Source organism: Curtobacterium oceanosedimentum (assembly GCF_040545555.1).
Taxonomy (GTDB): domain Bacteria; phylum Actinomycetota; class Actinomycetes; order Actinomycetales; family Microbacteriaceae; genus Curtobacterium.
In genome coordinates this window covers 276,093-291,093 of record NZ_JBEPMD010000004.1, presented here as the reverse complement: position 1 = coordinate 291,093, position 15,001 = coordinate 276,093, and the positions used below count along the sequence as shown (strand labels likewise).

Genomic DNA, 15,001 nt, shown 5'->3' with positions numbered 1-15,001 from the left:
TTGGGGCGGGCGTTGTCGTGGTCTGCCCCCCGGGCGGTTCGGCCCGCCCCCACCCCCCCCCCGGGCGGGGCGCGGGGGGCCCCCCCCCCCCCCCCCCGGGGGGGGGGGGGGGGGCCCGGGCCCCCCGCGCCTCCCGTTCGTTCGTGTGGTCGCGACAGAGTTCGGGGGTCGCGTCAGGCGATCCGCTTGAACGCCTTGTCGACGTAGCGGTCGACGGTGGCGCGCGCCTCGCGTGCGTACCGGTCGATGGTCGCCGTCCGCTCCGGGTCCGGCGCGTACTCGCGACCGAGTCGCGCGGTCGCGGCGGCGAGCACCGCGTCCGTCAGCTGCGGGTTGAGCGGCAGGATCGGCCCCTGCGTGTGCGTCCCGAAGGACGAACCCGAGACCGCTCCCTCGACGGCGGACCCGGCCTGGTTGCCGCCACCGGAGACGACGTCCGCGAAGGGCTCCACGCCCGCGCCGAGCTCGATGCGCGTCGCGTGGTCCTCGAACCCGGCGAGACGCGTCGACGCTCCGGGCAGGAGGGGGTAGCGCGTGTCGAGCACGAAGTAGTTCACCCGGCGCTCGGCACCACGGACGGCGCGCGCGTCGAACACACCGAAGCCCGCGACGGGCGAGCCCTCGGTGGGGACGACCTCGTTGGTGGCGAGGTCGAAGCCCCCGCCGACCGCCACGACGGGCACACCCGAGGCGGCGAGGTCGCGGAGCGGCGCCCCGATCCGCGCGACGTCGGCCCCGAGCGAGCGCATCGCGCTGAGCGGACCGTTGCCCACGACGACGACGTCGGCCGCGGTCGGCAGGTCGTCGCCCGGCGCGTACTCGACGACCTCGGTCGCGATGCCGGCGGCCTCGGCGCGACGCGTGAGAGCCACGACGTTGCCGCGGTCCCCCGAGACGCCCATCTGACGCGGGTAGACGTGCAGGATGGTCAGCCGTTCGGCCGTCATGCGGTCTTCTCCATGTCCCCGTGGCCCAGGGCCTTGCGGGCGATCATCATGATCTCGTAGTTGACGATGAAGTTCTTCGTGCCCGACGTCGTCGGGCCGAGCTGCTCCATGTACCGGATCGCGGCCTCGACGTCGGGCTCGACCCGGCCGATGCGGACACCGGCGTGCTCGAGTGCGATCGCGATCTGCCACGCCTTGTCACCGGACACGACGTCCACGTGGTCGAGCTTCGAGAAGTCGATGTCGTAGATCCACGAGATGTCCGGCGTGCCCTCGTCGATCGCCATGAGGACCTGCTCCGGGCGGTCCGGCAGGGCGTCGAGGTTGAGCTGCAGGCTGGCTGCGTTCTTGAACATCGTGAACTCGGCGGACTCGCCGGCGATGGGCAGGCGCTCACCGCGGCCGTACGCCGGCTTCATCGTGCCGAAGGCCTTCGTCACGGCGTTCGCGCGGAACTGTGCGCCGAGCGCGGCACTCGCGGTCGCCGTCGCCGCAGCGGCGTCCACCGCGTAGTGCAGACCACGCGCCGGCAGGCGGACGGGGATGTCGGTGCCGTCGAAGCGGATCGTCGCACCGTCGCCCGTGTTCACGACGACCTCGGACTCCGCCGGGTTCGGCTCGCCGGCGGTCCGGTCGAAGTCGTCCGCGTTCTGCAGCCCGTTCGGGGCCGCGGCGACGACCTCGGCGCTCGCACCGAAGCGGAGCACGCGCTGACCCGAGCGGCCCGCGTACGCGTCGAGGAACTGGTCGTCGCGGTTCGTGATGACGTTCGCCGTCGACAGCGCCGCGGTGTCGAGCATCATCGTCGCGACGCGCTCGGTCTCGAAGAAGCGGTAGAGCTGGTCGACCTGCACGTTGAGCATCGTCACCGTCGACGGCGACAGGATGCCGGCGAGCTCGACCGCGAAGGCCTCGTCCACCTCGAGGATGCCGATGTCCGCCTTGAGCCGGCCGGTCAGCGACACCTCCGACAGCAGCGCCGAAGCGATGCCCTGCGGCAGGTTCGCGCCCGACGGGTTCGTGAAGACGCGGAGGCCGTGCGCGCGGACGATGTCCGAGATCATGTGCGTCGTCGTGGACTTGCCGTTCGAGCCGAGCACGAAGACGACGCCGTTGGGGAACTGCTTCGTCACGTGCTGCAGGAAGTCCGGCACGAGCTTCAGGACGATGTAGCCCGGGTAGGCGGACCCGCCGCCCCGCGCACGAGCGAGGGCGCGGAGGATCCGCCCGACCAGGATCGGGATGAGGAAGCGCATCGGCCTACTCGAGGTAGTCGCGGAGCGACTGCGACCGGGACGGGTGGCGGAGCTTCGCCATCGTCTTCGACTCGATCTGACGGATGCGCTCGCGCGTCACGCCGAACGTGTCACCGATCTGGTCGAGGGTCTTCGGCTGACCGTCACCGAGGCCGAAGCGCATGCGGATGACACCCGCCTCGCGCTCGGACAGGGAGTCGAGCAGGCTCTCGAGCTGCTTCTGCAGCATCGTGAAGCCCACCGCGTCGGCCGGCACGACCGCCTCGGTGTCCTCGATCAGGTCGCCGAACTCCGAGTCGCCGTCCTCGCCCAGCGGGGTGTGGAGCGAGATCGGCTCGCGGCCGTACTTCTGGACCTCGACGACCTTCTCCGGGGTCATGTCGAGCTCGCGGGCGAGCTCTTCCGGCGTGGGCTCGCGACCGAGGTCCTGCAGCATCTGGCGCTGCACGCGGGCCAGCTTGTTGATGACCTCGACCATGTGGACGGGGATGCGGATCGTGCGGGCCTGGTCGGCCATGGCGCGGGTGATCGCCTGACGGATCCACCAGGTGGCGTACGTCGAGAACTTGAAGCCCTTCGTGTAGTCGAACTTCTCGACCGCACGGATCAGACCGAGGTTACCCTCCTGGATGAGGTCCAGGAACTGCATGCCTCGGCCGGTGTAGCGCTTCGCGAGCGAGACGACCAGGCGCAGGTTCGCCCCGAGCAGGTGCGACTTCGCGCGCTGGCCGTCGCGGGCGACCCAGCGGAGCTCGCGCTCCTCGGGCTTCGACAGCCCGGTCGAGTGCTGCAGCTTGTCCTCGGCGAACAGGCCGGCCTCGATCCGCATCGCGAGCTCGACCTCCTGCTCGGCGTTGAGGAGCGCGACCTTGCCGATCTGCTTCAGGTAGTCCTTGACGGGGTCGGCGGTGGCACCGGTGATCGTCGTCGAGTAGACCGGGGCCTCGTCGTCGTCCGACTGCGAGATGACGAGCGCGCCCGCGGCGACCGCTGCTGCGGCGTCCGGCTTGGCGCCCTTCTCCTCGGTCTCGGTGTCCTCGGCGTCGTCGGTCGTGTCGACGGCGTCGTCGGCGGGCTCGACGACCTCGTCGTCCTCGTCGTCGTCGTCGGCCTGCTTCTTGGCGCGCGTGCTGGTCTTCTTCGGTGCGGCCTTCGCTGCGGGCTTCTTCGCGGCGGTGGTCTTGGTGGCGCGCTTCTTCGGCGCAGCCTTCCCCTCGGCCGCGTCGGCGTCGTCCGCCGCGACGGCCTCGGGCTCGGTGTCCTTCGTGGGATCGATCGTCGTGCTCCGGGCAGCCATGCGATCACCTCTCTCGTCGTGCCACGTTCGTGGGGTCGTGGCCTCCCTCGCCGCCCAGGGCCTGGGCCGCGGTCTCCCGCGTCGTCAGGTCCTACCGTTCCGGGCAGCATGAGGACCCATGTCAAGTCCCCCGGTTCCCGCGGCGCGACGAGGCGACGTGGAGACGAGAGGCCCGAACGGGTCCGTCCTCCATTATTGCACGGCCTTCTTCCGCAGGCGCGCAACGAGTGCAACCCAGAGCGGTCCCACCCGTATTCCGTCCTGTGCGTGCATCTCCCGCCGGGTGCGCCTGCGCGCGAGCAGCAGCATGACGACGCCGAACCCGACGACCACGTACTGCACGGTGAGCGCGACGCGGAAGTTCTCCCAGGCGAAGACCGTCCGCCCCGTCGCTCCCGACACGACGTCGAGCAGCGTCCCGATGAGGAACATCATCACGAAGGCGGCCAGGAACCCGCCGACGTTCACGACCCCGTTGGCGGAGCCCAGCGACCCGACCGGGTTGAAGCTGCGGGCGAAGTCGAAACCGATCAGCGAGCCGGGGCCGCCCACGCCCATCGCGAGCACGAGCAGGACGAGCAGCCACGTCGGTGGGTGCCCCGGCCAGAGGAGGACGGCCGTCCACACCCCGCCGAGCGCGAGGACGATGCCGAGCACGAGGTTCGACCGACGGAGCGGGAACCGGGCACAGAGCACGCCGAGCACCGGCCCCGCGACGAAGCCCGTGACGACGATGACGGTGAGGAAGCCCGCGGCCGCGGACGGGCTGTAGCCGAGACCGCGCAGCATCGGGACACCCCAGAGCAGCGAGAACACCGTGCCCGACGACTGCGTGACGTAGTGGGACCAGAAGCCGAGCTGCGTGCCCGGGCGGCGCAGTGCGTGCCCGAACGTGTGGAGGGCGCCGCGCCACGAGTGCGGCAGGGGCAGCGGGATCGTGTCGGTGCGCACCGCCACCGGGCCGTTGCGGACGAAGACGACCGCCAGCACGAGGCCGACAAGGCTCGCGGCCGCGGCGACCCCGAACGCCGGGGTCCACCCTGCGGTGTGCAGGAGCACGGCGAACGGGAAGGCCGACAGGACCTGCCCGACCTGGCCGAGGTTGCCCGTCCACTGCGAGATCTGGGGCAGGATCCGACCGCTGAACCACATCGGGACGAGACGGATCACCGAGATGAACGTCATCGCGTCACCGGCGCCGACGAGCACCCGACCCGCGATGGCCGGACCGATGGTGGGCGAGAAGGCGACGACCGCCTGCCCGACCACGAGCAGCGCGGCGCCGAGCAGGACGAGCTTCCGCGGACCCACCCGGTCGAGTGCGATGCCCACCGGGATCTGCAGACCGGCGTAGACGGCGATCTGCACGACGGCGAGGGTGGAGAGGACCGCCGCCGAGACCGCGAAGCGGTCCTGCGCGTCGACCCCGGAGACGCCGAGCGACGAGCGCTGCACGACGGCGAGGACGTAGGCGAGCACCGCGACGCCCCAGACGAGGAAGGCACGGCGGGAGTTCACCCGACCAGGCTACCGACGCGCGCCCCGCGCCCGACGCGGGCTGTGGAGGACGGGAGGCGCGGTGCGGGCTGTGGAGGAGCCTCCGGGCCGGACGCGGTGCGGGTGCTCCCCGTCAGTCGCTCCGAACGCCGCCGCCGGCCTGCGGTCGCCGTCAGTCGGTCGGCGCGTCGCCGTCGGGACGGCGGTCGGCCAGGAAGCGCTCCAGCTCGGCCGCGATCGCGTCGGCGGTCGGGACCTCGCCGTCGACGTTCGTCAGGGGCGACGCGACCGGGTTGCCCTCCATGTACGTGTCGTGCCGTTCCTCGAGCACGCCGACCAGACGCTGGAGCTCGGGGTTCCCCGCGACCTGCTCGTCGACCCGGGTCCGGAACTCGCGGTCCGACTCCCGCAGGGCGTCCGTCGGGAAGATCAGCCCCGTGGCCGCCGAGATGCTGGACAGCGCGGTGACCGCGGCGTCGGGGAACTCGGTGTCGCCGAGGTAGTGCGGGACGAGCAGGACGAGCCCGGTGACCTGCTCGCCCAGCTGCGTCAGCCGGTGCTCGACCAGGTGCAGGACGTTCGCGGGGGCCTGGGTCTCCGGCTTCCAGACGCTCATCTGCTCGACGAGGTCGGCACGGGTACCGGACACCGTCAGGCTGATCGGGCGCGTGTGCGGGACCGGCATCGGGATGGACTGCAGCCAGGTGGTGTCCGCCACCTGCAGCCGCTCGGCGAGGCCCGTGACCGCGTCGACGAAGCGGTTCCACTGGAAGTCCGGCTCGTACCCGGTGAGGAAGAGGAACGGCTGCCCGAGCTCGTCGCGCACGAGGTGCAGGGCCAGACGCGGGGGCTCGACGGCGGTGATGTGGTCGTGCTCGAACGTGATGACCGGCCGACGTGCGCGCCAGTCGAGCAGGACGTCGGGGTCGAACTCCGCGACGAGCTCGTGCTCGAGGCCGTCGATGATCGAGGTCGCGACCTGTGCGACGGCGGACCCGGCGTCGACGAAGCCGGTCAGGCCCGCGACCAGGTGCAGCCCGGCCGGGACGGTCGGCGCGCCGTCGGGAGCGGAGTACAGGTCCTCGGGGTGGTTCACCGTCCCCATGCTAGGCGGCACCCCCGACCGACCCTGCGCGGCGACCCGACGCTCTCGGCGAACACGTGCTGGCTAGGCTTGGCGCATGGTCCGACCGACGCTCTCCACCACCACCTCGACCCCCTCCGACGTCGATGCCGACGTCCTCGTGCTCGGTGTCCGCGCGGGCACCGACGGCGGCGCCCCCGCGATCGCGACGAGCGCCGCCGGCGCGCTCGACGCACTCGCCGACCTCGACCTCGGCTCCGTCGGCGTCACCGGCGCGAAGGACCAGCTCGTCCGCCTGCCCGGCACCGGCGTCGCCGCGGCCGGCATCGCGCTCGTCGGCCTCGGCTCGACGGTCGACGCGGCGTCCGTCCGCGCCGCCGCCGGCAGCGCCGTCCGACAGCTGCCCCAGGTGTCGTCGATCGCCCTCGCGCTGCCCACCGACTCGGCCGAGCTCGTCGAGGCCGCGCTCGAGGGTGCGGCACTCGGCTCCTACGCCTTCACCCGCCACAAGGGCACCGGCACGACCGCTCCGGCCCGTGGTGACCAGCGCATCGAGGTCGTCTCGCCGGCCGACACCGCCGCCGACGCCACCGTCCGCCCGGCGATCGTCGCCGATGCGGCCGCCCTCGTCCGCGACCTGGTGAACACGGCAGCCGGTGACCTCGGCCCCGCGGACGTCGCCGACGTCGCCGTCGCGCAGGCGGAGGGCCTCCCGCTCACGGTCGAGGTCCTCGACGAGCAGCAGCTCGAGGAACAGGGCTTCGGCGGCATCCTCGGCGTCGGCCGCGGCTCGGAGCGCCCGCCGCGCCTGGTCGTCGTCCGCTACGAGCCGTCGTCGGCGTCGAAGCACCTCGCCCTCGTCGGCAAGGGCATCACCTTCGACTCGGGCGGCCTCTCGCTGAAGCCCGCCGCGTCGATGCTCGGCATGAAGACCGACATGACCGGCGCCGCGACCGTGCTCGCCGCGACGATCGCCGCCGCGCGCCTCGGGCTCGACACGAAGATCACCGCGTGGCTCTGCCTCGCCGAGAACATGCCGTCCGGTTCCGCGACGCGCCCCGGCGACGTGCTCACGCTGAAGAACGGCAAGACCGTCGAGGTCACGAACACCGACGCCGAGGGCCGACTCGTCCTCGGCGACGGCATGGCGGCGGCATCGCTCGAGCAGCCCGACGCGATCGTCGACGTCGCCACGCTCACCGGTGCGCAGGTCGTCGCCCTCGGGGACCGGACGACCGGCCTGATGGGCAGCGACGACCTCGTCGCCCGTGTCCGCGCGGTCGCCGACGCCGTGTCCGAGCCGATCTGGCCGATGCCGCTGCCCGAGGAGCTCGACGCGCGCCTGGCCAGCGACGTGGCCGACATGGTCAACGCGACGGTCGGCAACCCGGCCGGCGGCATGCTCCTCGCGGGGAAGTTCCTCGAGCGCTTCGTCGGCGAGGGCATCGAGTGGGCGCACCTCGACATCGCCGGCCCCTCGGAGCACAAGGGCGGCGGGTACGGCTGGCTCGGCAAGGGAGCGACCGGAGTCATGCTCCGGACGCTCGTCGGGCTCGCAGAAGAGCTCCAGTCCAGGTAGTAGGTTGGTGTCCGGCGGGCTGCGCACCGACGCGCGTCCGCCGGAACCAGCGGGACGGGACCGGAACCATGCGGTCCGACCGTCGGACGCCGCCGCCGCGGTGTCCAGTGGGGTCCGACCGGGATCCCGACACGCACGAGGGAGTTGCACCAGGTGACGGAACAGACTTACGACGTCGTGGTCCTCGGTGGCGGCAGTGGTGGCTACGCCGCTGCGCTCCGGGCCGCTGAGCTCGGCATGAGCGTCGCGCTCATCGAGGGAGACAAGCTCGGAGGGACCTGCCTGCACCGCGGCTGCATCCCGACCAAGGCGCTGCTCCACGCGGCCGAGGTCGCCGACGCCACCCGCGACGCGGAGAAGTACGGCGTGATCGCCGAGTTCGCCGGGGTGGAGGTGCCGAAGGTCATCGACTACCAGCAGGGTGTCATCAACTCGAAGTACAAGGGCCTGCAGGGGCTCGTCAAGGCCCGCGGCATCACCGTCGTCGAGGGCTGGGGCCGCCTGACCTCGCAGAACACGGTGCAGGTCGGCGACCAGACCGTCACCGGCAAGAACGTCGTGCTCGCCACCGGTTCGTACTCGAAGTCGCTGCCGGGCCTCGAGATCGGCGGCCGCGTGATCACGTCCGAGACCGCGCTGAAGATGGACTACGTGCCGAACAAGGTCGTCATCCTCGGTGGCGGCGTCATCGGCGTCGAGTTCGCCAGCGTCTGGAAGTCCTTCGGCGCCGAGGTCACCATCGTCGAGGGCCTGCCCCACCTCATCCCCGCCGAGGACGAGTCGATGTCGAAGCAGCTCGAGCGCGCGTTCCGCAAGCGCGGCATCGAGTTCTCGCTCGGCGTCCGGTTCGACCACGTCGACCAGCACGAGAACGGCGTCGTCGTGACGCTCGAGGACGGCAAGACGTACGAGGGCGACGTGCTCCTCGTGGCGGTCGGCCGTGGCCCGCTCACGCAGAACATGGGCTTCGACGAGGTCGGCGTCGCGATGGACCGCGGCTTCGTCACCACGAACGAGCGCCTGGCCACCAACCTGCCGAACGTGTACGCCGTCGGCGACATCGTCCCCGGCCTGCAGCTCGCGCACCGCGGCTTCCAGCAGGGCATCTTCGTCGCCGAGGAGATCGCGGGGCTGAACCCGGTCGTCATCTCGGACACGAACATCCCGAAGGTCACCTACTCCGACCCCGAGGTCGCCTCGGTCGGTCTCTCCCAGGCCAAGGCGGAGGAGGAGTACGGCAAGGACAAGGTCGACTTCTACGAGTACAACCTCGCGGGCAACGGCCGCAGCCACATCATCGGCACCTCGGGTGCCGTCAAGGTCGTCCGTGTCGTCGACGGCCCGGTCGTCGGCGTCTCGATGATCGGCGCGCGCGTCGGTGAGCTCATCGGTGAAGCCCAGCTCGCGGTGAACTGGGAGGCGCACCCGGAGGACGTCGCACCGCTCGTCCACGCGCACCCGACGCAGAACGAGGCACTGGGCGAGGCCTTCCTCCACCTCGCGGGCAAGCCGCTGCACGCGCTGTGACGACCACGTCCACCGTGCGCACCGAGACAATGACAACCACCACCACAGCAACCCGCGAACAGGAGCCCACCCGATGAGCGAATCCGTCAACCTCCCGGCGCTCGGCGAGAGCGTCACCGAGGGCACGGTCACCCGATGGCTGAAGAACGTCGGTGACCGGGTCGAGGTCGACGAGCCGCTGCTCGAGGTCTCGACCGACAAGGTCGACACCGAGATCCCGTCGCCGATCGCCGGCGTCGTCGAGGAGATCCTCGTCCAGGAGGACGAGACCGTCGAGGTCGGCACCGCGCTGGTCAAGATCGGCGACGGCTCCGGCTCGGACTCCGGCTCGTCGGACGACCAGGGCGCGGACCAGGACGCCGCCGCAGCCGAGCAGACCGAGCCCGAGACGGCTCCGAGCACCGAGCAGGGCGAGGAGCAGAAGGCTCCCGAGCCGCAGCAGGCCGACCCGGCACCCGGTGGCCAGACCCAGCCGGCGGCTCCGCAGGCGCCGTCCGCTCCCCCGGTCCCGCAGGCTGCTCCGGTGCCGCCGCCCGCCGCCGTGCCGGCAGCGGTCCCGGCTCCGGCCGCTGCCCCGGCTCCGGCCGCTGCCCCGGCTCCCGCCGCGTCGGGTGCGGCCGCCTCGGCGTCGGTGCCGAACCCGAACCAGGACGCCTCGGCCTCCGGCTACGTCACGCCGCTCGTGCGCAAGCTCGCCAACGAGCAGGGCGTCGACCTGTCGACCGTGTCGGGCTCCGGGGTCGGTGGCCGCATCCGCAAGGAGGACGTGCTCGCCGCCGCCGCGAAGGCGTCGTCCGCCGGTTCGTCGGCTCCGGCCGCCGCTGCCGCCGGTCCGTTCGTGGCCGAGACCTCGCCGCTCCGCGGCACCCGCGAGAAGATGACGCGCCTCCGCAAGGTCGTCGCCGAGCGTGCCGTGCAGTCGATGACCTCGACCGCACAGCTCACCAGCGTCGTCGAGGTCGACGTCACGAAGGTCGCGCAGTTCCGTGACGCGAACAAGGCCGAGTTCCTCGAGAAGACCGGCTCGAAGCTCAGCTTCATGCCGTTCTTCGCCCTCGCGGCGTCCGAGGCGCTCAAGGCGCACCCGAAGATCAACTCCACGGTCGAGGGTGACGAGATCGTCTACCCGGACCACGAGAACGTCTCGATCGCGGTCGACACCGAGCGCGGCCTGCTCACCCCGGTGATCAAGGATGCCTCGGGCCTGTCGCTCGCCGACTTCTCGAAGGCGATCGCGGACCTCGCCGAGCGCACCCGCAACAACCAGCTCAAGCCGGACGAGCTCGCCGGCGGCACGTTCACGCTGACCAACACCGGTTCGCGTGGCGCGCTGTTCGACACCCCCGTCGTGTTCCTGCCGCAGTCGGCGATCCTCGGCACGGGCATCGTGACGAAGCGCCCGGCGGTCGTGAAGGTCGACGGACAGGAGGCGATCGCGATCCGTTCGTTCGTCTACCTCGCCCTGTCGTACGACCACCGGATCATCGACGGCGCGGACGCGTCGCGGTACCTCGTCGCGGTGAAGAACCGTCTCGAGGAGGGCAACTTCGGCCCGAACCTCGGCTACTGAGTCGACGGTCCGATCCACACCGGACGGCCCCGGTCCCCTCGAGGGACCGGGGCCGTCCGGCGTTCCGGGTCCGGGCTCCGGGCTCCGGGCTCGGGGCTCCTGGCTCCGTCAGAGCAGGCTCGTCATCGCGGTGACGAGCCCGCCGGTGACCACGGTGCCGACCACGACGTGTCTGACCGGTACCCGTCGTCCGCGACCGAGCGGGACTCCTCGCTCCACGAGGTCCCGCACCACCTGCGCCATCGTCCCGACGACGTCCCCGGCGTCGATCGACGTGGGCCTGGCTGCGCCGGGTTCCTCGTCGAGGAACACGGAGGCGGGTCTGCTCCACCGCACGGGCCTCGGCGGGGCGGCTCCGACGACGAGGTCGAGCGCCTCGGCGATCGTTCCGGCGTCCCCGCTGCGAGCAGCATCGAGGACGGGGTCGAGGGTGTGGCGTGCCCCGGACCGAGCGTCCACGCGGTCCCACACCGCTCGGGCGGCGGTGACGAGCTGACCGGCGCCGTCGAGGTCGACGGGCGGCGGCAGTGGAGGCAGCCGCGATCCCGGACGACCGGCCGGCGGCGCCGGCTGCGGTGGCACTGGCTGCGGTGGCACTGGCCCAGGTGGCACCGGGTCGGTGCAGACCGGTGCTGCCCCGGGAGGATCGTCGGCCACGATGATCGCTCCGGCCTCGTCGACACGCACGGCTCCGAAGGGCACGACGCCCAGTTCGACGCTGCCGGATCGTGCCCGTGCCGCGAGTTCGAGCAGGGGCACCGTGAGGGTCACCGCGACGCCCTCGGTCGGGACGCCGAGCGCATCGAGGGCGTCCTCGAGGGGCCGCGCGCTCGGGTGCAGGACCTCGGCCGCGAGGTGCCCGCGGGGGCACCTGCCGACGCGCGTCACCGGCACGAGGTGCGGACCGACGCCGGCTGCGCGGTCGGCGACCCACCTCGAGAACGCGACCGGGTCACGGGTGCCGCACCACCGGATGCTGTCTGCTGTCGTCGTCACGGTGACGAGCATCGCGGGGGCGGGGCGGGCCTCCCGGCCGGGGAGGACGATCTGTGGACGGCGCCGTTCGCCCACAGCCTGGTACCCAGCGGTCCACGAGCGATGGTCGAGGCCGTATCCTGGTCGCATGGCACGCAGCACTCCCCAAGCAACGACGGCGAAGGAGCCGGGTCGTCTCAAGCAGATGTACCAGGTCTTCACGATGACCCGTCGGGCCGACCCGAAGTCCGTCTGGTGGTTCCTGCTGGCGTTCGTCGGCCCCGTCGTGGCGGGCGTGCTGCTCGCGCTGCTCCTGCCGGGGCAGAACTGGCTCGCGATCACGCTGTGGATCGTCGCCGGTGTGCTGCTCGGTGTGCTGCTCTTCCTCATCGTCCTCGGTCGTCTCGCGGAGCGCGCCGCGTACTCGCAGATCGCCGGCCAGCCCGGCGCCGTCGGTGCGGTGCTCTCGAACTCCCTGCGTCGCCAGTGGCGTTCGAGCGAGATGCCCGTCGCCGTGCACGGCCGGTCGCAGGCTGCCGTCTACCGCGCGGTCGGCACCCCCGGCGTCGTCCTGATCACCGAAGGGCAGCGCGGCAACCTCAAGCGTCAGGTTGACGAGGAGCGCCGCAAGGTCCAGCGCATCGTCCCGAACGTCCCCGTGCACGTGGTCCACGTCGACGACGACGAGGACGGCGTGACGCTGCACAAGCTGCCGCGGGCGATGAACAAGTACAAGAAGGCGCTGAACCGCAACGAGGTCCTGGCGGTCGCGAACCGGCTCGACTCCCTCACGCACAGCCCGGCGGCCGCGATCCCGAAGGGCATGGACCCGATGCGGGCTCGTGCCGGACGGCCGCGCTGACCGTCCCGCACGACGTCACGACGACGCCCCGACCGTGCCAGGTCGGGGGCGTCGTCGCGTTCGGGACTCCTGGGTGCAGCGCGCAGTCGTACGCGTGCATCGTCCGACATCACATGCCTCGATCGACCGGTGCGACCTCGAACGACGCGCGTGACCGATGCCGCTGCCGCGCCGGCCGCTCGCGCCCCGCCACGAACCCTTCCCGCCGCGCGCCCCTCCTGCTGGGTCAGCGCCGGACGAGCACCGTCCCGGCGATGCGGTCGTGCGCGCCACGGCTGTCGCGGTCGATGATGAGCGCCGGGACGACCAGGCAGAGCAGCACCGTCCGGACGATCGGTCGCCACACCCCGACGTAGCCGCCGCGGATCGGGACGACCCGGAGCCCCACGCAGACGTGCCCGAAGGACCCGGAGAGCGTGCAGATGAACAGGACCTGCAGCGCGGCGAAGATCGCGAGCTGCATCCAGGTGTGCGCGATGTCGCCGGACCCCTCGAGCGGCGACCACACGCCCGTGACGTAGGCGACGAGGTCGGCGAGGATGCCGTCGACGAGCAGTCCGACCACGCGACGACCGATGCGGCCGACACTGCGCGGACCGTCCTCCGGGAGCCCGAGGTCCTTGCCCGGCCAGCCGTCCGGGTGCTCTCCACCGGGGTGTGCCGAGGACGCCGAGGGCGGGGTGGTGCTGCGGGCCATGCCTCAAGGGTAGGCGACTCCGTGCCCGTAACACGCACGAAACAATGCAGTCATGTCCGGGAAACCCGGTGTCAATAGCCTCGTCGGAGGGTGCACCCGCGGCACCTCCGACATCACCTACCCCCCAGGAGATCGACACACATGTTCAGCGATTCCTCCGAGGTGCTCGCCTTCATCAAGGACACGGACGTCAAGTTCCTCGACATCCGCTTCACGGACCTGCCCGGTGTCCAGCAGCACTTCAACATCCCGGCGTCGACGGTCGACGAGGACTTCTTCTCGGTCGGACAGCTCTTCGACGGCTCCTCGATCCGCGGCTTCGCGTCGATCCACGAGTCGGACATGCAGCTCATCCCGGACGTGACGACGGCGTACATCGACCAGTTCCGCGCCGAGCGCACGCTGATCATGATCTTCGACATCTACAACCCGCGGAACGGCGAGATCTACGGCCGCGACCCGCGCCAGGTCGCGAAGAAGGCCGAGAAGTACCTCGCGTCGACGGGCATCGCGGACACCGCGTTCTTCGCCCCCGAGGCCGAGTTCTACATCTTCGACGACGTCCGCTACTCCGTCACCCAGAACAAGTCGTTCTACTCGGTCGACTCGGAAGAGGGCGCCTGGAACACCGGTCGCGAGGAAGAGGGCGGCAACCTCGCGAACAAGACCCCGTACAAGGGCGGCTACTTCCCGGTCTCCCCCGTCGACAAGACGGCGGACCTGCGCGACGACATCACCCTCAAGCTGATCGAGGCGGGCTTCGAGCTCGAGCGCTCGCACCACGAGGTGGGCACCGGCGGCCAGCAGGAGATCAACTACAAGTTCGACACGATGGTCCACGCCGCGGACGACATCCTGAAGTTCAAGTACATCGTCAAGAACACGGCCGACCAGTGGGGCAAGGTCGCCACGTTCATGCCGAAGCCGCTCTTCGGTGACAACGGCTCGGGCATGCACACCCACCAATCGCTCTGGTCGGACGGCAAGCCGCTCTTCTACGACGAGAACGGCTACGGCGGCCTCTCCGACCTCGCTCGTTGGTACATCGGCGGCATCCTGAAGCACGCCCCGGCGCTGCTCGCGTTCACGAACCCGTCGATCAACTCGTACCACCGCCTGGTCAAGGGCTTCGAGGCTCCGGTCAACCTGGTCTACTCGGCCGGCAACCGCTCCGCCGCGATCCGCATCCCGATCACCGGCACGAACCCGAAGGCGAAGCGCATCGAGTTCCGCGCGCCGGACGCTTCGGGCAACCCGTACCTCGCGTTCGCCGCGCAGCTGATGGCGGGCCTCGACGGCATCCAGAACCGCATCGAGCCGCACGAGCCGGTCGACAAGGACCTCTACGAGCTCCCCCCGGAGGAGGCCAAGGGCATCCCGCAGGTGCCGGGCTCCCTCGACGAGGCGCTCGACGCGCTCGAGGCGGACCACGAGTTCCTCACGAAGGGCAACGTCTTCACCGAGGACCTCATCCAGACGTGGATCGACTACAAGCGTGAGAACGAGATCCTCCCGCTCGCGCAGCGTCCGCACCCGTTCGAGTACGAGCTGTACTTCGGCGTCTGACCCTCGCTCACCTCGGAAGGGCCCCGCACCACACGGTGCGGGGCCCTTCCGCGTACACGGCGCGCGCTGGGAACGCGAGTGCTCCGCTGAGGCGACAGCGTTCGGCGAACCGTTCGCGGTGCACTGTCGCCTTCGGAGAGTCAT

The 15,001-nt window shown here is 71.1% G+C and carries 12 protein-coding genes; 5 read left to right on the top strand and 7 right to left on the bottom strand.

The features are described 5' to 3' along the window. Positions 1–173 precede the first annotated feature (173 nt). From ABIC52_RS06520 to ABIC52_RS06500, 5 genes are all read right to left on the bottom strand, one after another. Positions 174–947, bottom strand: a complete 774-nt coding sequence (locus tag ABIC52_RS06520; protein WP_209676956.1) for a type 1 glutamine amidotransferase — start codon at positions 945–947, stop codon at positions 174–176. Continuing rightward, complete coding sequence (locus ABIC52_RS06515; RefSeq protein ID WP_209676954.1) at positions 944–2,203, bottom strand: MurT ligase domain-containing protein; 1,260 nt, start codon at positions 2,201–2,203, stop codon at positions 944–946. Before ABIC52_RS06515 ends, ABIC52_RS06520 begins: the two co-directional genes overlap by 4 nt. A 4-nt stretch (positions 2,204–2,207) precedes the next feature. Then, positions 2,208–3,500 carry an RNA polymerase sigma factor gene (locus ABIC52_RS06510; RefSeq protein ID WP_126890570.1) on the bottom strand — a complete coding sequence of 431 codons (1,293 nt, stop codon included), beginning with the start codon at positions 3,498–3,500 and terminating at the stop codon, positions 2,208–2,210. 192 nt (positions 3,501–3,692) lie between these two features. Beyond that, positions 3,693–5,018 carry an MFS transporter gene (locus ABIC52_RS06505; protein WP_126890569.1) on the bottom strand — a complete coding sequence of 442 codons (1,326 nt, stop codon included), beginning with the start codon at positions 5,016–5,018 and terminating at the stop codon, positions 3,693–3,695. 151 nt (positions 5,019–5,169) lie between these two features. After that, complete coding sequence (locus ABIC52_RS06500; RefSeq protein WP_126890568.1) at positions 5,170–6,102, bottom strand: proteasome assembly chaperone family protein; 933 nt, start codon at positions 6,100–6,102, stop codon at positions 5,170–5,172. Between the two features lie 76 nt (positions 6,103–6,178). Here ABIC52_RS06500 and ABIC52_RS06495 point away from each other — a divergent pair, with 76 nt between their 5' ends. The 3 genes from ABIC52_RS06495 to sucB all read left to right on the top strand — a co-directional run bounded on the left by ABIC52_RS06495 (position 6,179) and on the right by sucB (position 10,757). After that, complete coding sequence (locus ABIC52_RS06495; protein ID WP_354026903.1) at positions 6,179–7,660, top strand: leucyl aminopeptidase; 1,482 nt, start codon at positions 6,179–6,181, stop codon at positions 7,658–7,660. A 153-nt stretch (positions 7,661–7,813) separates the two neighbouring features. Then, complete coding sequence (lpdA, locus tag ABIC52_RS06490) at positions 7,814–9,187, top strand: dihydrolipoyl dehydrogenase (RefSeq protein ID WP_126890782.1); 1,374 nt, start codon at positions 7,814–7,816, stop codon at positions 9,185–9,187. 73 nt (positions 9,188–9,260) lie between these two features. Next, a complete protein-coding gene (gene sucB / locus ABIC52_RS06485) occupies positions 9,261–10,757 on the top strand; it encodes a 2-oxoglutarate dehydrogenase, E2 component, dihydrolipoamide succinyltransferase (RefSeq protein WP_354026902.1) in 1,497 nt (498 codons plus the stop codon). A 108-nt stretch (positions 10,758–10,865) separates the two neighbouring features. On the opposite strand, the gene ABIC52_RS06480 is transcribed toward sucB, so the two are convergent. After that, on the bottom strand, positions 10,866–11,753 hold the full coding sequence (locus ABIC52_RS06480) for a hypothetical protein (protein WP_354026901.1): 888 nt from the start codon (positions 11,751–11,753) through the stop codon (positions 10,866–10,868). A gap of 127 nt (positions 11,754–11,880) precedes the next feature. Here ABIC52_RS06480 and ABIC52_RS06475 point away from each other — a divergent pair, with 127 nt between their 5' ends. Beyond that, positions 11,881–12,594 carry a DUF4191 family protein gene (locus ABIC52_RS06475; protein WP_058728606.1) on the top strand — a complete coding sequence of 238 codons (714 nt, stop codon included), beginning with the start codon at positions 11,881–11,883 and terminating at the stop codon, positions 12,592–12,594. Between the two features lie 226 nt (positions 12,595–12,820). Here the strand turns inward: ABIC52_RS06475 and ABIC52_RS06470 are convergent, their stop codons facing one another. Further along, positions 12,821–13,291 carry an RDD family protein gene (locus ABIC52_RS06470; protein WP_354026900.1) on the bottom strand — a complete coding sequence of 157 codons (471 nt, stop codon included), beginning with the start codon at positions 13,289–13,291 and terminating at the stop codon, positions 12,821–12,823. 141 nt (positions 13,292–13,432) lie between these two features. Between ABIC52_RS06470 and glnA the strand changes: the two genes are divergently transcribed. Continuing rightward, entirely contained in the window at positions 13,433–14,857 is a 1,425-nt protein-coding gene (glnA, locus tag ABIC52_RS06465; RefSeq protein ID WP_092387442.1) for a type I glutamate--ammonia ligase, read from the top strand. The last annotated feature ends 144 nt before the right edge of the window (positions 14,858–15,001 follow it).

What these genes read in the sequence shown, in the direction of transcription:
- ABIC52_RS06520 (WP_209676956.1), bottom strand. Translation starts at nt 947, where the DNA reads ATGACGGCCGAACGGCTGACCATCCTGCACGTCTACCCGCGTCAGATG.
- ABIC52_RS06515 (WP_209676954.1), bottom strand. Translation starts at nt 2,203, where the DNA reads ATGCGCTTCCTCATCCCGATCCTGGTCGGGCGGATCCTCCGCGCCCTC.
- ABIC52_RS06510 (WP_126890570.1), bottom strand. Translation starts at nt 3,500, where the DNA reads ATGGCTGCCCGGAGCACGACGATCGATCCCACGAAGGACACCGAGCCC.
- ABIC52_RS06500 (WP_126890568.1), bottom strand. Translation starts at nt 6,102, where the DNA reads ATGGGGACGGTGAACCACCCCGAGGACCTGTACTCCGCTCCCGACGGC.
- ABIC52_RS06495 (WP_354026903.1), top strand. Translation starts at nt 6,179, where the DNA reads ATGGTCCGACCGACGCTCTCCACCACCACCTCGACCCCCTCCGACGTC.
- sucB (WP_354026902.1), top strand. Translation starts at nt 9,261, where the DNA reads ATGAGCGAATCCGTCAACCTCCCGGCGCTCGGCGAGAGCGTCACCGAG.
- ABIC52_RS06475 (WP_058728606.1), top strand. Translation starts at nt 11,881, where the DNA reads ATGGCACGCAGCACTCCCCAAGCAACGACGGCGAAGGAGCCGGGTCGT.
- ABIC52_RS06470 (WP_354026900.1), bottom strand. Translation starts at nt 13,291, where the DNA reads ATGGCCCGCAGCACCACCCCGCCCTCGGCGTCCTCGGCACACCCCGGT.
- glnA (WP_092387442.1), top strand. Translation starts at nt 13,433, where the DNA reads ATGTTCAGCGATTCCTCCGAGGTGCTCGCCTTCATCAAGGACACGGAC.